Annotated in this window: 21 protein-coding genes; 17 read left to right on the top strand and 4 right to left on the bottom strand. The window is 40.7% G+C overall.

The genetic code is table 11. The features are described from left to right. Positions 1 to 54 precede the first annotated feature (54 nt). Positions 55 to 795 (bottom strand): copper homeostasis protein CutC, encoded by a 741-nt coding sequence (locus OC457_RS11010; RefSeq protein WP_080175769.1) that lies wholly within the window; start codon positions 793 to 795, stop codon positions 55 to 57. A 238-nt stretch (positions 796 to 1,033) separates the two neighbouring features. Then, entirely contained in the window at positions 1,034 to 1,642 is a 609-nt protein-coding gene (locus OC457_RS11005) for a peroxiredoxin C (RefSeq protein WP_080175768.1), read from the bottom strand. A 131-nt stretch (positions 1,643 to 1,773) separates the two neighbouring features. Here OC457_RS11005 and OC457_RS11000 point away from each other — a divergent pair, with 131 nt between their 5' ends. From OC457_RS11000 to aceA, 3 genes are all read left to right on the top strand, one after another. Then, entirely contained in the window at positions 1,774 to 2,676 is a 903-nt protein-coding gene (locus OC457_RS11000) for a hydrogen peroxide-inducible genes activator (RefSeq protein ID WP_080175767.1), read from the top strand. 691 nt (positions 2,677 to 3,367) lie between these two features. Next, complete coding sequence (gene aceB / locus OC457_RS10995; RefSeq protein WP_080175766.1) at positions 3,368 to 4,981, top strand: malate synthase A; 1,614 nt, start codon at positions 3,368 to 3,370, stop codon at positions 4,979 to 4,981. A gap of 37 nt (positions 4,982 to 5,018) precedes the next feature. Continuing rightward, positions 5,019 to 6,326, top strand: a complete 1,308-nt coding sequence (gene aceA, locus OC457_RS10990; RefSeq protein WP_080175765.1) for an isocitrate lyase — start codon at positions 5,019 to 5,021, stop codon at positions 6,324 to 6,326. Between the two features lie 61 nt (positions 6,327 to 6,387). Here aceA and OC457_RS10985 read toward each other — a convergent pair whose 3' ends face one another. Further along, complete coding sequence (locus OC457_RS10985) at positions 6,388 to 6,888, bottom strand: CBS domain-containing protein (RefSeq protein WP_080175764.1); 501 nt, start codon at positions 6,886 to 6,888, stop codon at positions 6,388 to 6,390. A gap of 272 nt (positions 6,889 to 7,160) precedes the next feature. Here OC457_RS10985 and queA point away from each other — a divergent pair, with 272 nt between their 5' ends. The 5 genes from queA (at position 7,161) to secF (ending at position 12,852) form a co-directional block, all read left to right on the top strand. Further along, positions 7,161 to 8,213 carry a tRNA preQ1(34) S-adenosylmethionine ribosyltransferase-isomerase QueA gene (gene queA, locus OC457_RS10980; protein ID WP_080175763.1) on the top strand — a complete coding sequence of 351 codons (1,053 nt, stop codon included), beginning with the start codon at positions 7,161 to 7,163 and terminating at the stop codon, positions 8,211 to 8,213. Between the two features lie 295 nt (positions 8,214 to 8,508). Beyond that, complete coding sequence (tgt, locus tag OC457_RS10975; RefSeq protein ID WP_080175762.1) at positions 8,509 to 9,636, top strand: tRNA guanosine(34) transglycosylase Tgt; 1,128 nt, start codon at positions 8,509 to 8,511, stop codon at positions 9,634 to 9,636. Positions 9,637 to 9,662: 26 nt separating this feature from the next. Continuing rightward, the gene (yajC, locus tag OC457_RS10970) at positions 9,663 to 10,001 is read left to right on the top strand and encodes a preprotein translocase subunit YajC (RefSeq protein WP_080158922.1); all 339 of its coding nucleotides are present in this window, start codon (positions 9,663 to 9,665) and stop codon (positions 9,999 to 10,001) included. 37 nt (positions 10,002 to 10,038) lie between these two features. Further along, positions 10,039 to 11,892, top strand: coding sequence for a protein translocase subunit SecD (gene secD, locus OC457_RS10965; RefSeq protein WP_080175761.1), 1,854 nt, complete (start codon positions 10,039 to 10,041; stop codon positions 11,890 to 11,892). A 12-nt stretch (positions 11,893 to 11,904) separates the two neighbouring features. Continuing rightward, complete coding sequence (gene secF, locus OC457_RS10960) at positions 11,905 to 12,852, top strand: protein translocase subunit SecF (RefSeq protein WP_080175760.1); 948 nt, start codon at positions 11,905 to 11,907, stop codon at positions 12,850 to 12,852. Between the two features lie 300 nt (positions 12,853 to 13,152). Here the strand turns inward: secF and suhB are convergent, their stop codons facing one another. After that, positions 13,153 to 13,953 carry an inositol-1-monophosphatase gene (suhB, locus tag OC457_RS10955; RefSeq protein WP_080175759.1) on the bottom strand — a complete coding sequence of 267 codons (801 nt, stop codon included), beginning with the start codon at positions 13,951 to 13,953 and terminating at the stop codon, positions 13,153 to 13,155. 245 nt (positions 13,954 to 14,198) lie between these two features. Between suhB and trmJ the strand changes: the two genes are divergently transcribed. The 9 genes from trmJ (at position 14,199) to iscX (ending at position 20,824) form a co-directional block, all read left to right on the top strand. Next, on the top strand, positions 14,199 to 14,939 hold the full coding sequence (gene trmJ / locus OC457_RS10950) for a tRNA (cytosine(32)/uridine(32)-2'-O)-methyltransferase TrmJ (RefSeq protein ID WP_080158918.1): 741 nt from the start codon (positions 14,199 to 14,201) through the stop codon (positions 14,937 to 14,939). Positions 14,940 to 15,048: 109 nt separating this feature from the next. Continuing rightward, positions 15,049 to 15,564: a Fe-S cluster assembly transcriptional regulator IscR gene (gene iscR / locus OC457_RS10945; protein WP_045037132.1), complete on the top strand. Its 516-nt coding sequence runs from the start codon at positions 15,049 to 15,051 to the stop codon at positions 15,562 to 15,564. Between the two features lie 31 nt (positions 15,565 to 15,595). Then, positions 15,596 to 16,810 (top strand): IscS subfamily cysteine desulfurase, encoded by a 1,215-nt coding sequence (locus tag OC457_RS10940; protein WP_080175758.1) that lies wholly within the window; start codon positions 15,596 to 15,598, stop codon positions 16,808 to 16,810. Between the two features lie 33 nt (positions 16,811 to 16,843). Continuing rightward, positions 16,844 to 17,230, top strand: coding sequence for a Fe-S cluster assembly scaffold IscU (gene iscU, locus OC457_RS10935; RefSeq protein ID WP_080175757.1), 387 nt, complete (start codon positions 16,844 to 16,846; stop codon positions 17,228 to 17,230). A 17-nt stretch (positions 17,231 to 17,247) separates the two neighbouring features. Continuing rightward, positions 17,248 to 17,571: an iron-sulfur cluster assembly protein IscA gene (iscA, locus tag OC457_RS10930; RefSeq protein ID WP_080175756.1), complete on the top strand. Its 324-nt coding sequence runs from the start codon at positions 17,248 to 17,250 to the stop codon at positions 17,569 to 17,571. Positions 17,572 to 17,659: 88 nt separating this feature from the next. Next, positions 17,660 to 18,175, top strand: a complete 516-nt coding sequence (hscB, locus tag OC457_RS10925; protein WP_080175797.1) for a co-chaperone HscB — start codon at positions 17,660 to 17,662, stop codon at positions 18,173 to 18,175. Between the two features lie 33 nt (positions 18,176 to 18,208). Then, complete coding sequence (hscA, locus tag OC457_RS10920) at positions 18,209 to 20,062, top strand: Fe-S protein assembly chaperone HscA (RefSeq protein ID WP_080175755.1); 1,854 nt, start codon at positions 18,209 to 18,211, stop codon at positions 20,060 to 20,062. Between the two features lie 2 nt (positions 20,063 to 20,064). Further along, on the top strand, positions 20,065 to 20,403 hold the full coding sequence (gene fdx / locus OC457_RS10915; protein ID WP_080175754.1) for an ISC system 2Fe-2S type ferredoxin: 339 nt from the start codon (positions 20,065 to 20,067) through the stop codon (positions 20,401 to 20,403). 223 nt (positions 20,404 to 20,626) lie between these two features. Next, on the top strand, positions 20,627 to 20,824 hold the full coding sequence (gene iscX, locus OC457_RS10910; RefSeq protein WP_080175753.1) for a Fe-S cluster assembly protein IscX: 198 nt from the start codon (positions 20,627 to 20,629) through the stop codon (positions 20,822 to 20,824). Positions 20,825 to 20,842: the final 18 nt, after the last annotated feature.

Below are 20,842 nucleotides of genomic sequence, written 5' to 3'. Positions count from 1 at the left end.
ACGGGACGTGATGATCTATTACGCCCCGATTTTAATGATAACGGATGGGTGTTATCACAATTTAAGTTGAGCCGCCACCGCCGCAATATTTTCTACGCCTGTAATGGGAATCTCAAAATCATCAATATCAGCACTGCCCATATGGGCTTGTTTAGCGACAGTAAGCATCTGAGTTGGACGCGTTGTTTTACCTGAAAGATGAACCTCATTAATGCCTGTACGCGCAATAATTTCACGGACGTTATGACTATTAACCCCTGCGCCCGCCATAATATTCAAACGATTCCCACAGTATTGGTGCATGTGGTTAATCATACCAATACCATCATAAGCATTGGCTTGTAAACCTGAAGTCAGAATACGTTCACAACCTGCCGCCATAATCGTATCAAGTGCAGCCATTGGCTCAACACATTGATCAATAGCGCGATGAAAGGTGATCCCCATTCCCTGAGCTTGTTTAACGAGACTGGTTAGAATATTGCTATCGACTAAACCGTGTGCGGTTAAAACACCAACAACTACACCTTGTAATCCCGCTTGTTTAGCCGCATAAATATCTGCAAGCATTATTTCGACATCTTCACTGCTGAATAAAAAATCCCCTTGGCGCGGGCGGATCATTGCATAAACAGGGACTGTGGCATATTTAGCTGCCATATGCATAAATCCAGCACTAGGTGTTAACCCACCGAGTGCTAATGATGAGCACAATTCAATGCGAGTTGCGCCACCTTGCTCGGCATAATGGAGTGATTCAATATTATCGATACATACTTCAAGTTGAATAGTCATTGATTATTAGTTGTATGGTATGTGAGAGGAAAGTTAGTGTAGAAGATTATTGCAGCAGGAGCGAATAGTGATAATAAATAATGTGCGGTTGGTTGAAAATGAATAAGCAGGCAGAAAATGCGGCAAAAAAAAGGGCCCGGTATATTCCGGGCCTCATTCTATTTTTATTTGAGCTGACTTTGGCTCTATGTAGCACTAATGCAATTCATAACACCGTGAGCGTGGTGTTAGCAGGTAATTACTTACCTAAATCTGCAGTGTGCTCAGATAGGTAGTCTGCAACACCTTTTGGCGATGCATCCATACCTGCTTTACCTTCTTCCCACTGTGCAGGGCATACTTCGCCATGCTTCTGGTGGAAGTTCAATGCATCAACCATACGTAGCATTTCATCAATGTTACGACCTAAAGGTAGATCGTTAATTACTTGGTGACGAACCATGCCGTCTTCATCGATAAGGAATGAACCGCGGAAAGCAACACCCGCTTCTGGATGCTCAACATCGTAAGCTTTGCAGATTTCGTGCTTAATATCAGCAACGAGTGGGTATTTAACTTGACCGATACCGCCATCTTCAATAGCAGTGTTACGCCATGCGTTGTGCGAGAACTGTGAATCAATTGAAACACCAATAACTTCTACACCTTTCGCTTGGAAATCTTCAAAGCGTTTATCAAAAGCAATCAGCTCTGATGGGCATACGAAAGTGAAGTCTAGTGGGTAAAAGAAAACTACTGCTTTTTTACCTTTGGTAAATTCTGCAAAGTTGAAAGTATCAACGATTTCGCCGTTACCTAAAACCGCTGCAGCAGTAAAATCTGGTGCTTGACGACCTACTAGTACCATTTTGGTGCTCCTTAAATATTAGGTTTTGCCAACCTTTTTAGGCAGGCTCCATACTTGGACGAGACAAACTATAGCTAAACTGTTAAATTGAAAAAAGCGGAATAAACAGATTAAAGTAATCGAAAAATACGATGAATAAATTTCCATCACTGAAACAGCTACATTATTTAGTTACTCTATCGGAAACCCATCATTTTGGCGAAGCGGCTAAACGGTGTTTTGTGAGCCAATCGACATTAAGTTCTGGTATTCAAAACCTTGAAGAGTTACTCGACTGTCATCTTGTTGAGCGAGATACAAAAGCTAAAACCTTGGTATTTACTTCGATGGGAGAACAAGTGGTTGACAGAGCGCGTGAGTTATTAGCGTGCAGTCGTGACTTAATCGAACTTTCTCGTTGTTGCGGTGATGGTATGGAAGGACCATTACGGGTCGGTTGTATTCCAACGATTGCACCATTTTTGTTATGTGGTTTAGTGCAACAAGTGAATGCGCTATACCCTAAGCTCAATTTATTATTGCGTGAAGATACGACGACCAATCTATTAGCAGCGCTTCAACATGGTGAAATGGATGTGTTAATTTTAGCATTGCCTGTTGATATCCATGGAATGGTAAGTAAAGTTGTCGGGCGTGATGCATTTAAGATGGTGATCAGTAAACAACAAGCATCTTCAGTGACAATGCCATTACACTATGCAGATTTACCTGATAAATCAGTATTCTTACTTGAAAAAGAACATTGTTTAACTGAACATGCCGTTTCTGCATGCAAATTAACGACCAAAGAAAAAATTAATCCTTTTACGGCAACGAGTTTACATACTGTTGTGCAAATGGTTGCCAATGGTTTAGGCACTACTTTTATTCCGCAAATGGCAATTAATCACGGAATTTTAGAAAATCAAAATTTAGTGGTTATTGAGCCACCAGGTAAAGATGCTTATCGTGAAATTGGCTTAGTGTGGCGACCAACCTCAAGTCGTACCGCCGTTTTTGAAAAGCTGGGTGATATTGTTAAGGGTCTATTGTAAATCATTTTATTGCCGGTAATTGTATATAAGAAGCCTGCAGTAATAATGAGTAATTACGCTGTGAATTGAGGGTAGTTATTATGGTTACTGGGGCTTTTTTGTGACCACTATATAGCGTGTGATTATTTTTAATGGTTTTTAGTTGAATATATTGTCTCTTTGTAAATAACCAAAATATTATATTATCGAGTATTCTATCTATAAGTTGCTGTTTTGTTGAATAATTTTATTGGATATTACAAACTAAGAGCTTATTTATTTAATATTACCGAGAGTAAATTTTTTTATTATCCCATTTGTTAATAATTAATTATTTTATTAATCATTATCTTATATGAAAATTAGATATTGATCTTTGGTGTCAGCAAATTTTTAAATCAATAACAGTGTAATGTCTATTGTAATTTAATTACGTAACTACATACAAAAAACTATTCTTTAATATAAATTTAAATTCCGAGTAAATAGCTGCGATTTTTATTAATTTGATATTTTGCATATTCTACTTTTTAACTTAACTTGTTGATTTTATTTGCGTTGTCATTTTGTGATAACTATCAAATAGCGGTTTTTTATTTGCATTCCGTCTATGGTTACGGCAACGTAAATATATGCTTTAAATGATTTAACAGGGAATCATCACTTTTGTTATTGATAAAAGTAGTGATTAAGTTACAAGCTGGAGGTGCATATGACAGACATAGCCATTCAAGCAAATGATCATACTCAGTTATTATTGCAGCAACCTCTAACGGAACAGCAGCAACAAATTTTAACCGCTGATGCTTTATTGTTTATTGAGCGATTGGTTGAGCGTTTTGCTGAACGAGTACCGTTATTATTAGAGGCGCGTGAACAACAGCAATTAGCGATTGATCGCGGCCAACTTCCCGATTTTTTATCAGAAACTCGTGCTATCAGAGAAGCCGAGTGGAAAATACAAAACATTCCACATGATTTACAAGATCGCCGTGTAGAAATTACCGGTCCTGTCGATCGTAAAATGGTCATTAATGCTTTAAATGCTAATGTAAAAGTATTTATGGCAGATTTTGAAGATTCATTTTCACCGACGTGGAATGCGATCCTTGATGGTCATCAAAACTTACGTGATGCCGTTAATGGCACTATCAATTATACCCACCCTAAAACAGGTAAGTTATATCAACTTGATGATGATCCTGCGGTGTTGATTTGTCGTGTCCGTGGTCTGCATTTACTTGAGAAAAACTTATCATGGAATGGTCAGCCTATTCCTGGTGCATTACTTGATTTTGCATTGTATTTTTATTTGAACCACCAAGCGTTATTAGCCAAAGGCAGTGGTCCTTATTTCTATTTGCCTAAGCTACAAAGTTTTAGAGAAGCGGCGTGGTGGAGTGATGTGTTTAGTTATACCGAAGATGAATTTGGTTTAACCCGTGGCACCATTAAAGCAACGGTATTGATTGAAACCTTACCTGCTGCATTTGAGATGGATGAAATATTATTTAATCTTAAAGAACATATTGTTGGACTAAACTGTGGGCGATGGGATTATATTTTCAGTTATATAAAAACCTTACGTAATTTTCCTGAACGGATTTTGCCTGATCGCCAAGTTGTGACGATGGAAAAGCCGTTTCTTAACGCTTATTCACGGTTATTAGTGCGTACTTGTCATCGTCGTGGTGCATTAGCAATGGGCGGTATGGCGGCCTTTATTCCGGCAAAAGATCCTAAGCAGCAAGCATGGGTATTAAATAAAATTCAAACCGATAAAGCACTTGAAGCAAACAATGGTCACGATGGTACATGGGTTGCTCATCCAGGGTTAGCGGATACTGCGCGAGCCATTTTTGATGATGTGCTTGATAGGCGAGTTAATCAACTGGATGTGAGTCGTGAAGATGATGCGCCTATTACGGCAGCTGAATTATTAGCGCCTTGTGATGGTGAGCGGACAGAAGCTGGCATGCGCCATAATATTCGTGTCGCTGTGCAATATATCGAAGCATGGATTTCAGGTAATGGTTGTGTGCCTATTTATGGCTTGATGGAAGATGCTGCAACAGCAGAAATTGCTCGAGCTTCTATTTGGCAATGGATAAAACACGGTAAAACCTTATCCAATGGTCAAGTGGTTACTAAGGCATTATTTGCTCAAATGTTGACTGAAGAAATGCAAGTCTTACAGCAGGAGTTGGGTCAAGAAAGGATGGAAAATGGTCGTTTTGAAGAAGCGATTTATTTGATGTCACACTTAGTAACCAGTGATGAGCTCGACAACTTTTTAACCTTAAAAGGTTATGACTATTTAGTGTAATAACGGATTACCGCCAATTGACTAGAGGGATATTATTATGACATTAACTCGCCAACAACAAATTGCTGCCCTAGAACAAGATTGGGCTGAAAATCCACGCTGGAAACACGTTAAGCGTACTTATACCGCAGAAGAAGTTGTTAATCTTCGTGGTTCATTTATTCCTGAACATACCATTGCTCAACGCGGTGCTGATAAATTATGGGAACTGGTTAATGGTAGCGCTAAAAAAGGTTATGTTAACTGTTTAGGTGCCCTAACTGGTGGACAGGCAGTACAGCAAGCAAAAGCCGGTATTGAAGCGATTTATTTATCAGGTTGGCAAGTTGCCGCTGATAATAATACTGCGTCAGCTATGTACCCTGATCAGTCGTTATATCCAGTTGACTCAGTGCCAGCCGTGGTAAAGCGTATCAATAACTCATTCCGTCGTGCTGATCAGATTCAATGGTCAAATGGTGGCTCGCCAGCAGATGGTGTTGATTATTTCTTACCGATTGTTGCTGATGCCGAAGCCGGATTTGGTGGCGTACTTAATGCGTATGAATTGATGCGTAATATGATTGAAGCTGGTGCTGCTGGGGTGCACTTTGAAGATCAATTAGCATCGGTGAAAAAATGTGGTCACATGGGGGGGAAGGTATTAGTACCAACCCAAGAAGCTGTCCAAAAATTAGTTGCGGCACGTTTAGCCGCTGATGTTGCTGGTACCACAACCTTAGTGATTGCTCGTACAGATGCTAATGCGGCTGATTTGCTAACATCAGATTGTGACCCATATGATAAAGATTTTATTATTGGGGAGCGTTCAGCTGAAGGTTTCTACCGCGTTCGTGCTGGTATTGATCAAGCCATTGCGCGTGGTTTAGCTTATGCGCCATATGCTGATTTAATCTGGTGTGAAACAGCAAAACCGTGTCTTGAAGAAGCGCGTAAATTTGCTGAAGCGATTCATGAGCAATACCCTGATCAGTTATTAGCGTATAACTGTTCACCATCGTTTAACTGGGAAAAGAACTTAGATGCTGAAACCATTGCTAAATTCCAACAAGAGTTAGCAGATATGGGGTATAAGTACCAGTTCATCACGCTCGCGGGTATTCATAATATGTGGTTTAACATGTTTGAGTTAGCACATGCTTACGCGCAAGGTGAAGGCATGCGTCATTACGTTGAAAAAGTACAGCGTCCCGAGTTTGAAGCTGCAAATAAAGGCTATACCTTTGTTGCTCACCAACAAGAAGTAGGAACAGGTTACTTTGATATTATGACCAATACTATTCAAGGTGGTAACTCATCAGTGACGGCATTAACCGGATCAACTGAAGAAGAACAGTTTAAATAATCGTATTTGATACGGAAATTACATTATCAAGGGGAGCATAATGCTCCCTTTTTCTGTGTGATTATAAGTCACGTACTATGTCGAGATCATTCATATTACCAAGATCATCAAGGCTATCTTGTTCTTGCTCAACCGGATCTATTTCATCTTGCATTTCTAGTAATGTCACCGCAATCGCTACAAAATCACTATTAGTAATAATTCCTACCAGTTGTTTATTCTCAACCACAGGTAAGCACCCAATTTGATGTTTTTGCATATACAGTGCGGCTTCTTTTAGGCCTGCATGGCTATCAACACTAAAAACATTACGGTTCATGCAATGTTCAAGTAACGCTTCTAACGGTGAGTGTGAATGGCTAGCAATCAGAGATTTTAAATTAGAATCTTGAGCGGCAAGAATATCTCGTTGAGAGATCAGCCCCAATAAGTGGTGGTCATGGTCAGTAATTGGAATGTGACGAATAGACTGGGTTTGCATCATCTCTTTGGCATCAAATAAGGTGTCATTGCGTGATAATGTATGTGGTTTTAGTGTCATCATATCGGCAACAGTAAACATAGAAACCTCCCGTCCGTTATCTAATGGTTAGATATCTTTTATAATTGACTCCTTTGAATGTAGCGAATTATGCAAGATTATCCCATGACAATGGTCATAAAAATTAAATATCATCAATGATTAAACGTTATCTTTATATGGGTAAACTGAGACAGGCTAACGATGGATAGCAGAAGTTTCGCTATGAATAGACGCTTTAATTGCTTCGGAGTTTCGCATCTTTGGTGGAGTTAAGTATAATGCTCGCTTGCTGTTATTTAAGGCGTATTACGATGCAAGTTTCTGATTTTGATTTTGAGTTACCAGATGAGCTAATTGCTCGTTATCCACAACCTGAACGTACTGCGAGTCGTTTACTACATATGACGGGTAATACCGGTGAATTAGCACATAAAGGCTTTAAAGATGTGTTAGATCTGGTTGAGGCTGGAGATTTACTGGTTTTTAATAATACCCGCGTTATTCCTGCACGTATGTATGGTCATAAAGCGTCTGGTGGTAAAATTGAAGTGTTAGTTGAGCGCATGCTGGATGATAAATCCATTCTTGCTCATGTACGCGCATCTAAACCACCAAAGCCTGGTATGGAGTTGTTATTAGGTGAACATGGTGAGTTTTCTGCAGTAATGGTTGCTCGCCATGACGCACTGTTTGAAATTCGTTTTAACAGCGATAAAACCGTATTAGAGATTTTAGATACCGTGGGGCATATGCCGTTACCACCGTATATTGATCGTCCAGATGAAGATGCAGATAAAGAGCGCTACCAAACGGTTTATAATGCTAAACCTGGTGCGGTCGCTGCACCGACGGCGGGTCTACACTTTGACAATAAGCTAATGGCTGATCTAAAAGCTAAAGGTGTTAATTTTGCATTTGTGACCTTGCATGTTGGCGCTGGAACATTCCAGCCAGTACGTGTTGATGATATTAATGATCACCACATGCACTCTGAATATGTTGAAGTGCCACAAGAGGTTGTTACTGCGGTTAATGAAACTCGCGCTAACGGCGGTCGTGTTATTGCCGTAGGTACGACATCTGTACGCTCTTTAGAAAGTGCTGCACAAGATGCGATCAAAAATGGTACTGAGTTAAAACCTTTCTTTGGTGACACGGAAATCTTTATTTTCCCTGGCTATCAGTTCCAGTTGGTGGATGTATTAATTACTAATTTCCATTTGCCTGAATCAACATTGATTATGCTGGTTAGTGCATTTGCTAGTTATGAGTACACCATGAATGCTTATCATCAAGCAGTCGCTAATCAATATCGTTTCTTTAGTTATGGCGACTCGATGTTTATTACTCGTAAAGATGTGTGATATCGATAACGTTAACACTTATTAAAAATTAAGTATTTAGGCTGCTTTTTGTTACAATTGCAGCCTTTGTTGTCTCTGCTATATGATATAAATTTATTTCTGTAGAATTTACAACATAATAAATGTCTTTTTGCTTCAGTTGATCGTTACGGTTATTGACGGTAATGCGAATATTGTGAGCAGTAATGGTCGTTATTAGCGACCATTATTTTTGTGGCTGATCAGGCAATCGCCTGTGGGGCTTAATCCCATAATGGGAACCTGTCAGATTGTTTCTCTGGCTTTTGGAGGTCTTGTGAAATTTGAATTAGATAAAACTCAAGGTCGCGCACGTCGCGGTCGCTTGCAGTTTGAACGCGGTACGGTCGAAACACCTGCATTTATGCCTGTTGGTACTTACGGTACTGTTAAAGGTATGACGCCTGAAGAAGTTGAAGAAACTGGTGCACAAATCATTCTAGGTAATACGTTCCACTTATGGTTACGTCCTGGACAAGAAGTGATGAAGATGCACGGTGACTTGCACGACTTTATGCAATGGAAAGGCCCTATTTTAACCGATTCAGGCGGCTTTCAAGTATTTAGTCTTGGCGCATTGCGTAAAATCACTGAAGAGGGTGTGCATTTCCGTAACCCTGTTAACGGTGACAAGATTTTCATGGATGCTGAAAAGTCGATGGAAATTCAAAAAGATCTTGGTTCTGATATCGTAATGATCTTTGACGAATGTACACCATACCCAGCCACTCATGACGAAGCTAAAAAGTCGATGGAAATGTCACTTCGTTGGGCTCAACGTAGTCGTAACCATTTTGATAAGCTTGAAAATCCAAATGCACTATTTGGTATCGTTCAAGGTGGTGTATATGAAGACTTACGTGATGTGTCAGTTGAAGGTCTAACTAAGATTGGCTTTGATGGTTATGCTGTAGGCGGTTTGGCAGTTGGTGAGCCAAAAGAAGACATGCACCGTATTCTTGAGCATACATGCCCACAATTACCAGAAGACAAGCCTCGTTACCTTATGGGTGTAGGTAAGCCTGAAGATCTTGTTGAAGGTGTTCGTCGCGGTATTGACATGTTTGACTGTGTAATGCCAACGCGAAATGCGCGAAATGCACACTTGTTTGTGACAGGTGGTGTGATCAAGATCCGTAATGCGAAACATAAAACAGATACAACACCACTAGATCCTGATTGTGACTGTTACACTTGTCGTCATTATTCAAAAGCGTACCTATATCACCTAGACAAATGTAATGAAATTCTAGGTGCACGCTTAAATACTATTCACAACCTACGTTACTACCAACGTCTAATGGCAAGTATTCGTAAGTCGATTGAAGAAGATCGTTTCGATGCATTTGTAGAAGAATTCTACGCGCGTCGTGACCGTGAAGTTCCACCATTACAAATTGTATAAATCATAATAAATCGAGGACGTTATAAATGAGCTTTTTTATCTCTCAAGCACATGCAGCAACTGAAGGTGCTGCTCAAGGTGGTTCACCGTACCAGTTATTCATTATGCTGGGTCTGTTTGCTGTCATTTTTTACTTCATGATTTACCGTCCACAAGCTAAGCGTGTTAAAGAACATAAAACGCTAATGAGCTCGATGAGTAAAGGCGATGAAGTAATGACAAACGGTGGTCTTTTAGGTCGCATTACTAAGTCTTCATCTGAAAGTGATTACATTGTTATTGCGCTAAACGACAATACTGAAGTGACAATCAAAAAAGACTTCATTACAGCCGTTTTGCCAAAAGGCACAATGAAGTCTTTATAAGACTATAAAAAAACATTCGCTTTGAAGGATCATAGCAGTGCTTAACCGATACCCTCTGTGGAAGAACTTATTAGTGTTGTTCGCACTAATTATAGGTTTGCTTTATGCACTTCCCAACGTATACGGTGAAGATCCAGCGATTCAAATAACTGGGGCGCGCGGCGCCTCAGTTACTATGAACGCTTTGGATATTGTCACCGAAGATTTAAAAAAGAACAACATCCCTTATAAGTCAGTTGTATTTGAAAAAGGCTCGGTATTAGTCCGTTTTCAAGATACTGACACCCAAATTAGTGCCCGCGATATTCTTAATAGTGAGTTAGGTGACAATTATATTGTTGCGCTTAACCTCGCACCATCAACCCCCTCTTGGTTAGAAGCTATTGGTGCGACACCAATGAAGCTTGGTTTAGACCTACGTGGTGGTGTTCATTTCCTTATGGAAGTGGATATGGATGCGGCGATGGAAAAGCTATTAAGTCAGCAAGAAGAAACATTCAGAACTGAACTACGCCAAGATAAAATTCGTTATCGTGTCATTGATAAAAGTAAAGAAACGGTTTCTGTACGTTTACGCGATGCCGCTCAATTAGAGCAGGCAAAAGCGGTATTAGAACCTCTTCATCCGGATATGATCTTTACTGAAAGTGACGCAAAAGGACGTTTTGTCTTAACCGCTAGTTTCTCTGAAACGCGTCTTCAAGAGATCCGTAATTATGCTGTCGATCAAAATATTACGATTTTACGTAACCGTGTTAATGAATTAGGTGTAGCCGAACCATTAGTACAGCGTCAAGGTGCTAACCGCATTGTGGTTGAGCTACCAGGCGTTCAAGATACGGCACGCGCTAAAGAAATTTTAGGCGCAACCGCAACACTTGAGTTCCGTGAAGTTGATAGTAGTGCTGATCTTGCAGCTGCGGCAGCGGGACGTGTTCCTGCTGGTAGTGAAGTTAAGATGACCCGTGATGGTCGTCCTGCGGTATTGAAAAAGCGCGTTATTCTAGCGGGTTCTCATATTACAGATGCGACTTCAAGTGCTGATGAATATGGACGCCCTCAGGTGAATATTTCGCTTGATACCGAAGGCGGCAGCAAAATGACGGCGTTCTCACGTAATAATGTCGGCAAATTAATGGCGACCGTATTTACTGAGTACAAAGACAGTGGTAATCGTTCAGCTGAAGGTAAAGTCATTCTTGAAAAGCATGAAGAAGTGATCAACCAAGCGACGATTCAAACAGCACTTGGACGTAACTTCCGTATTACAGGTATTGATTCCCAGCCAGAAGCACACAACCTTGCATTGCTATTACGTGCAGGTGCGTTGATTGCGCCAATTTCGATCGTTGAAGAACGCACTATTGGTCCATCAATGGGGCAACAAAATATCGATATGGGTATTCAGGCATGTATCTGGGGAATGGTGGCAGTAATGCTATTTACCTTATTGTATTACCGTGGGTTTGGCTTGATTGCTAACTTAGCATTAATGATGAATCTAGTATTGATTATTGGTGTGATGTCGATGATCCCGGGTGCAACCATGACCTTACCAGGTATTGCCGGTATTGTATTAACTGTCGGTATGGCTGTTGATGCTAACGTACTTATCTTTGAGCGTATTCGTGAAGAATTACGTGAAGGTCGAAGCCCTCAACAAGCGATTCAACAAGGTTATGCCAATGCGTTTAGTACCATTGCCGATGCCAATATCACCACGTTAATGACGGCAATTATTTTGTTTGCTGTTGGTACCGGTGCAATTAAAGGTTTCGCAGTGACATTATCGATCGGTATTTTAACTTCGATGTTTACCGCAATTGTCGGTACTCGTGCTGTGGTTAACTTAATCTATGGCGGTAAACGCATAGATAAGTTGTCAATTTAGGAGGACGCATAAATGAAACAGTTATTAAATAGCGATAAAGTTACCGATTTTATGCGTTGGTCAAAATTAGCGTTTATTTTTTCGTTAATGATGATTACAGCTTCGATTGCGACAATATCAACCAAAGGCTTAAATTGGGGTTTAGACTTTACTGGCGGTACGCTGATTGAAGTAAGCTTTCAAAATCCTGCGGATTTACCGTTAATTCGTGATTCACTCGCAAAGTCAGGTTTTGGTGATGCGATTGTGCAGAACTTTGGTACTGCGCGTGATGTGATGGTGCGATTACAGCCTCGTGAAGGTATTAAAGGTGAGATTCTGGGAAACCAGATTATTGACGCTTTAAAAACTGGAACCGGTCAGCAAGTTGAAATGCGTCGTGTAGAATTTGTCGGCCCTAATGTGGGTGATGAATTAGCCGAGGCGGGCGGCTTGGCGATTCTTATCGCATTACTGTGTATTCTGCTTTATGTCTCTGTTCGTTTTGAATGGCGTTTAGCAGCTGGTGCAGTATTGTCATTGGCACATGACATTATTATTACTGTTGGTATTTTTTCGATATTACAAATTGAAGTTGATTTAACTATTGTGGCAGCGTTGCTAACGGTAGTGGGTTATTCACTTAACGATACTATCGTGGTGTTTGACCGTATTAGAGAAAATTTCCTAAAAATGCGTAAACAAACCGCTGAAGAAATTATGAACTGCTCACTTTCTCAAACATTGAGTAGAACATTAATTACTTCCAGTACGACGTTGTTTGTTGTTATTGCGTTGTTCTTAAAAGGCGGCGTGATGATTCATGGTTTTGCATTAGCATTACTGATCGGTATTACTGTCGGTACTTATTCTTCAATTTATGTGGCGTCTGCATTAGCACTTAAATTGGGAATTACCCGTGAGCATTTAATGCCAACACCCATCGATAAAGAAGGTGAAGAACTTGATGCGATGCCATAGCAGCAAGTAGTCACTCGGTGGAGTAAGTAATTATTAACTATACGGAGTCTTCGGGCTCCGTTTTTTTATGGGTTAATTTCATGATCTTTTGTGTCATTTTCTACAATAAATGTTCACGAGGACGATGGAAAATCAAAGACTTTTGCAAAGATGACCACGTAATGTATGGGATTGGTATAACGGATAAATAGAGTAAATAGGAGGGGGGAAGTGAATAGAAAGGGGATTAACGATATCAACAAAAACGCCCCGCTGTGGATATCAGCGGGGCGTTTTTATTTAGCGGGTAGTAATCAAAGATTACTTAGCCAGAGCGTCGCTACCGAATTCACGGATTTTCGCAAGCATTGGCTTAACTACACGTGCGTTACCAGCAACAATGTTGCCAGATAGTAGGTAGTTAGTGTTACCCGTAAAGTCAGCACAGATAGCACCAGCTTCACGCGCGATTAATTCACCAGCAGCAAGTTCCCAAGGCTTTTGGCCTAGTTTGAACACGCCATCAACACGGCCAGCAGCTAGGTAACAAAGATCCAATGCAGTACAACCTGATTGACGCATGTCATCACATTCTACAAATAAAGCATTTTGGATTTTTAGGTAGCTTTCAGCGTGTTGCTTAGCCGCAAAAGGAAGACCTGTTGCTAATACAGTACCTGTTAGATCACGAGGTTGTGATGCACGTAGACGTAGGCTGTTAAGTTGCGCGCCTGCACCACGAGTAGCTGTGAATAGTTCGTTACGAGCTGGGTCGTAAACTGCAGCAATTTCTGTACGGCCACGCATACGTAGTGCGATAGAAATTGCATAGTGAGGATAACCGCGAACAAAGTTCATGGTGCCATCCACTGGGTCAATAATCCACTGACACTCTTTGTCACGTCCTTCTTTCGTACCAGACTCAGCTGCAAGAATGCAGTGATCAGGGTAAGATTTACGGATTGTCTCGATGATGATAGCTTCTGCTTCATGATCGATATTGGTAACAACATCATTACCTTTATTAGCAACCTCAATAGATTGAGGTTTTTCTAGAGATTTAATGACATGGTCACCAGCCTTTCGCACAGCGCGAATGGCAATATTAAGCATCGGATGCATAGGATTTTCCCAACGGATGTTAAAGAACATAAAAAGCGGCGGCGAGTATAACAGAGCTATAAAAAAAAGGAAGTGGTTATTTTTTCGACGTTAGCGGATGGCGAACAAAATAAAAATAGCTGTATTTTATTTATTGGTAGCAGTAATAGGTAATAACGTTCATCAAATAGACATGTTTTCTTCATTTTTGTGATGGCTGTGCTACTATCTCTGAGCGTTAAATTAGACTGGAATATAGCGACATCATGTTAGATAAAATTCGCGTTGTCCTCATCGGCACGTCACACCCTGGAAATATCGGTTCAGCAGCTCGCGCAATGAAAGTAATGGGGTTAACTAACCTTGTTCTTGTTGATCCTGCGTGTGAGATTGATAGTCATACAATTGCTTTAGCGGCAGGTGCAGCAGATGTAGTTGAGAACGCTAAGATTGTAAAAACATTAGATGAAGCCGTTGCTGATTGCGGTTTAGTGGTTGGTTCAAGTGCGCGTTCTCGTACGTTAGAATGGCCACAATTAGACCCTCGTGAAAATGGCATTAAAGTCATTGCAGAATCAGAGCAGCACCCTGTAGCTATTTTATTTGGTCGTGAGCGTATCGGTCTCACCAATGAAGAATTACAAAAATGTCATTGCCATGTTTATATTCCTGCTAATCCTGAATATAGCTCATTAAACCTAGCGATGGCTGTACAAACAATAACTTATGAAGTTCGCATGGCATATCTTGATGCGACTAAACATCAATCTACTCAAGTTATTGATGAATACCCGCGTGCTGAAGAATTAGAACGTTTTTACCAGCATCTTGAGAAAGTAACCAGCCAAACGCGTTTTATTAATAAAAACCACCCAGGTATGGTAATGGTAAAATTACGCCGTATGTTTACTCGTGCTCGCCCTGAGCAACAAGAGCTAAATATTTTACGGGGTATTTTATCATCAGTAGAAAAGACAATTGAAACCTTAGAGAAGAACAACAAATAACGGCACTTACAAGCTAGTGAAAGACCCAGTATTTTCGCGGGTTAAATACTTGACCAAAATAGTCAGGTATGAGAGACTACTTGTATACATTCAAGTAGGTAGCCATGTTATGAAGTTGACCTCAAAAGGAAGATACGCTGTGACTGCAATGTTAGATGTAGCATTGCATTCACATAATGGACCAGTACCGTTGGCTGATATTTCAGAACGTCAAGGGATCTCACTGTCCTACCTAGAACAACTCTTTTCGCGTCTTCGTAAAGCGGGCTTAGTAACAAGCGTCCGTGGTCCCGGTGGTGGTTATCGCTTGGGTGAAGATGCTAGCAATATCGCTGTCGGTATGGTTATCGCTGCGGTTGATGAATCAGTTGATGCAACTAAATGCCAAGGGAAAGGCGGTTGCCAAGGTGGTGTTCGTTGTTTAACCCACACCTTATGGCATGATTTAAGTGATCGTATCAGCGGATTTTTAAATAACATCACTCTTGGTGAGTTGATGAAGGATAATGATGTACAAGTTATTGCCGACCGTCAGGATGTGATCCTACGTAGTAATAATCAACCATCATTTGCAAATAAAAAATCACACGACAGCGCCCCTATCGGTGTCGATGTCCGCTCCTAGAGACCAGACGTTCGTGTTTTCGGAGAAGAAAATGAAACTGCCAATATATTTTGATTACTCTGCAACTTGCCCGGTAGATCCTCGTGTTGCTGAGAAAATGGTTCAGTGTTTAACAATGGATGGTACGTTTGGTAATCCAGCGTCACGTTCACACCGTTATGGCTGGCAAGCAGAAGAAGCAGTTGATGCTGCTCGTGAGTATATTGCCGAGTTAGTGAATGCTGATCCGCGTGAAATTGTCTTCACATCAGGTGCTACTGAGTCTGATAACCTTGCAATTAAAGGTGCTGCACACTTCTATAACAAGAAGGGTAAGCATATTATTACATGTAAAACTGAGCACAAAGCGGTTCTTGACCCATGTCGTCAATTAGAGCGTGAAGGTTATGAAGTAACATACCTTGAGCCTGAATCAAATGGTCTTATTGATTTGGCAAAACTACGCGACGCAATGCGTGAAGATACTGTGCTGGTTTCTATTATGCATGTAAATAATGAAATTGGTGTTATTCAAGATATCGCAGCAATTGGTGAAATTTGTCGTGAAAATAAGACTATTTTCCATGTTGATGCGGCACAATCTGCAGGTAAATTACCTATTGATGTGCAAGCAACAAAAGTTGATTTAATTTCATTTTCAGCGCACAAAATTTATGGTCCTAAAGGTATTGGTGCACTGTATGTGCGTCGTAAACCTCGTATTCGTCTTGAAGCGCAAATGCACGGTGGCGGTCATGAGCGTGGTTTCCGTTCTGGCACATTACCGACTCACCAAATTGTGGGTATGGGTGAAGCATTCCGTATTGCTAAGCTTGAGATGGCACAAGATTACCAACACGCAATTGATATGCGTGAGCGTCTATTAAAAGGCCTTGAAGGCATTGAAGAGATGTCAATCAATGGTGATATGGAACACCGTATTCCAACTAACCTAAACATTAGTTTTGCGTTTGTTGAAGGTGAGTCATTGCTAATGGCACTGAAAGATCTTGCTGTATCATCAGGCTCTGCATGTACTTCTGCAAGTTTAGAACCATCTTATGTACTACGTGCATTAGGCCTTAATGACGAGCTAGCACATAGTTCAATTCGTTTCTCTTTTGGTCGTTTTACGACTGCTGAAGAAATTGATTATGCTGTTGTTCAAATTAAACAAGCAGTTGATAAGCTACGTGCAATGTCACCTCTTTGGGATATGTTCAAAGAAGGCATCGATTTAAATACAGTTGAGTGGGCACACCACTAATCTGCGGTTAGACATTATTTGAGGAAATTTATCATGGCATATAGTGAAAAAGTCATCGATCATTATGAAAATCCGCGTAACGTGGGTTCATTTGACAACGACGATAAAAATATTGGTAGCGGTATGGTGGGTGCACCTGCCTGTGGCGACGTAATGAAGCTTCAGATCAAAGTGACTGAAGATGGCATTATTGAAGATGCAAAATTTAAAACTTATGGTTGTGGCTCTGCTATCGCATCAAGTTCGCTAATCACCGAATGGGTGAAAGGTAAAACATTAGACGAGGCGGCATCAATTAAGAACTCTGCAATTGCAGAAGAGCTTGAGTTACCACCGGTGAAAGTTCACTGTTCAATTCTTGCAGAAGATGCAATTAAAGCAGCAGTTAGCGATTATAAAAAGAAACGCGAACAAAAATAATATCTGAGGTTTGAAGTATGGCCATTACTATCACTGAAGCGGCAGCTAGTCGCGTATCGACTTTTTTAGCTAATCGAGGCAAAGGCATTGGTTTACGCCTCGGCGTTCGCACTTCAGGGTGTTCGGGTATGGCGTATATCCTTGAGTTCGTCGATGATCTTGACGAAGGGGATCAAGTCTTTGAAGAACGAGGCGTAAAAATTATCGTTGATGCAAAAAGCATGGTTTACCTTGATGGTACTGAGCTTGATTTCGCTAAAGAAGGCCTGAATGAAGGTTTTCAATTTAACAACCCTAACGTGTCTAGCGAATGTGGTTGTGGTGAAAGCTTCAACGTATAATTGCTCATAGTGTTTTATTAAACCTGGCTACTGGCCGCCATTATGGTGAGTGAGTTGTCAGGTTTATTTTTTATATATGGTTGCGATTATGAATCATTTCGAATTATTTGGATTACCGTTTCAATTTGATATTGATGGCGGTTTACTAGCAACACAATTCCGTGAATTACAGCGTCGATTCCATCCTGATAACTTTGCAACAGCATCTGAGCGTGATCGATTACTGTCAGTACAAAAAGCTGCCCAGATTAATGATGCCTTTCAAACATTAAAAAATCCTGTCTCACGTGCTGAATATATGCTTGCTGAACGCGATGAAGATATTCGTGGTGAACAAAAGACATTGCAAGATATGGATTTCTTAATGCAGCAAATGGAACTGCGTGAAGCACTTGAAGTTATTTCTGACTCAACTGATCCTGAAGCGGCTTTGTTTGATTTTGAACAACAGGCAACAGCGATGTATAAGGCACAGTTGGATAAATTGGCTCAGTTATTGAGTCAAGAAAATTGGATTGAAGCTGCTGATGCAGTTCGTAAATTAAAGTTTATTGTTAAGTTACGTGATGAAGTCGAACGTCTTGAAGAATCATTATTCGACTAATCAATCCGTTGTGTTATTTAGACAGGAACAATAATGGCATTTTTACAGATTTCTGAACCCGGTCAAAGTGCAGCACCGCATCAGCAAAAATTAGCGGTTGGCATTGATTTAGGGACGACAAACTCATTAGTTGCCGCCGTTCGTAGCGGTGTTGCTGAAACATTGAAAGATGCTGAAGGACGTTCAATTTTACCCTCAGTCGTTCATTATGCTGATAACAATATAGTTACAGGTGATGCCGCACGTGTTTATGCGCAACGGGATCCTGTTAATACTATCTTATCGGTAAAGCGTCTGATGGGACGTTCATTAGCTGATATTGAACAGCGTTATCCGCAATTACCTTATCAATTTACCGCATCAGCAAATGGCTTACCGCAACTGGTTACCCGTCAAGGGACAATGAATCCAGTACAAGTCTCTGCTGAAATTTTAAAATCATTAAGTCAGCGTGCAGTAGAAAGTTTAGGTGGCGACCTTGAAGGAGTCGTGATCACCGTTCCTGCTTATTTTGATGATGCGCAGCGTGCTGGCACCAAAGATGCCGCTAAGCTCGCTAATTTAAATGTTTTGCGCTTACTTAATGAACCAACAGCAGCGGCTATTGCTTATGGTCTTGATTCGGGTCAAGAAGGGGTTATTGCCGTTTATGATCTTGGTGGTGGCACCTTTGATATTTCAATTCTACGTCTATCAAAAGGTGTGTTTGAAGTATTAGCCACAGGTGGTGATTCGGCATTAGGCGGTGATGATCTTGATCAGTTACTTGCTGACTGGATTCTACTTCAAGCGCAATTAGTTGATACATTGACGCCACAACAACGTCGTGAATTACAAGATGCAGCTCAACAAGCGAAAGTCGCTTTAAGTGATGCTGATAGCGTAACAATTAATGTATTAGGCTGGCAGGGTGAAATTACTCGTGAGCAATTTGATGGGTTAATTACGCCATTAATAAAGAAAACATTGTTTGCTTGCCGTCGAGCATTAAAAGATGCCGATATCACTATTGATGATGTGATTGAAACCGTCATGGTTGGTGGTTCAACTCGCGTACCATTAGTGCGTCAATTAGTAGGTGATTTTTTTGGTAAAACGCCATTAACGTCTATCGACCCTGATCAAGTCGTGGCAATCGGTGCTGCTATTCAAGCTGATATATTAATTGGTAATAAGCCTGATGCAGATATGTTACTGCTTGATGTCATTCCATTATCGCTTGGCATTGAAACTATGGGCGGTATGGTTGAGAAGATTATTCCACGTAATACCACATTGCCTGTTGCTCGCGCCCAAGAGTTTACCACCTTTAAAGATGGTCAAACGGCAATGTCAGTTCATATCGTTCAAGGTGAGCGTGAAATGGTGAGTGATTGTCGTTCATTGGCACGATTCACGCTGCGTGGTATTCCTGCAATGGCTGCAGGTGCTGCGCATATTCGTGTGACTTATCAAGTTGATGCTGATGGCTTATTGTCTGTAACCGCAATGGAAAAAAGCAGTGGGGTGCAATCATCTATTCAAGTTAAGCCTTCTTATGGGCTGTCGGATGATGAAATTGCAACCATGCTCCGTGATTCAATGACATTTGCTCAAGATGACAAAGACGCACGTGCATTAGCGGAGCAACAGGTAGAAGCTGATCGCGTCCTTGAAGGGCTGATTGCAGCATTGGCAACAGATGGCGATGCTTTGTTAAGTGCTCAAGAACGTGAAGAGTTAGAAACTGTAATGATGGAACTGGTTCAATTACGTCAGAGTGGCGACGCTCGTACCATTGAAGCAGGAATTAAGAAAACTGATAAGGCCAGCCAAGAATTTGCGTCACGTCGAATGGATCAATCGATTCGTCAGGCGCTTGCTGGCCAGTCTATTGATGAGGTTTAGGCATGCCTAAGATTATAATTTTACCGAATGAAGAACATTGTCCTGAAGGCGCTATTTTAGACGCGCAATCAGGCGAAACTATCCTAGATGTTGCATTGCGCAATGGTATTGAAATTGAGCATGCGTGTGAAAAATCTTGTGCATGTACGACTTGTCATGTTGTTGTCCGTGAAGGGTTTGATTCTCTAAAAGAGAGTGATGAGCTAGAAGATGACATGCTCGATAAAGCATGGGGACTTGAGCCAGAATCTCGTTTAAGTTGTCAGGCTCGAGTGGCTGATGAAGATTTAGTGGTCGATATTCCACGTTATACCGTCAATCTTGCTTCTGAAGCTCAGTAATTGACTATGAAGATAGGTCGCCATGATGGCGGCCTATTTTTTTAACTGTTGATTAGGGTTACGGCTATTTATACTAATCACAATACGTTTCTGAGCTACTTGCTTGAATCCAATGCTTTGAATGATGACCACTTAATGAATGGGATTGCTATTAATTAAGTGTGGTTAAATTGAGTATGATTAACTTAATGTATTGTTTCTATTAAATAAATGAGGATTTATTATGAGTCTACAATGGATTGATTCACGTGATATTGCTATTGAACTGATTGAGCTATACCCAGAGGTTGATCCAACTCAAGTACGCTTTACTGACTTAAGAGATTGGATTGTTGCGCTTGATACCTTTGATGATGATGTTGATCATTGTAATGAAAAAATCTTAGAAGCCGTGCAGATGTGTTGGATTGATGAACAATAATTAGAACCACGAAAAAGC

It is taken from the genome of Photobacterium toruni (assembly GCF_024529955.1).
Lineage (GTDB): Bacteria > Pseudomonadota > Gammaproteobacteria > Enterobacterales > Vibrionaceae > Photobacterium > Photobacterium toruni.
Note: the sequence above shows the minus strand (reverse complement) of the source record. Positions and strands in the feature narration are given on the sequence as shown.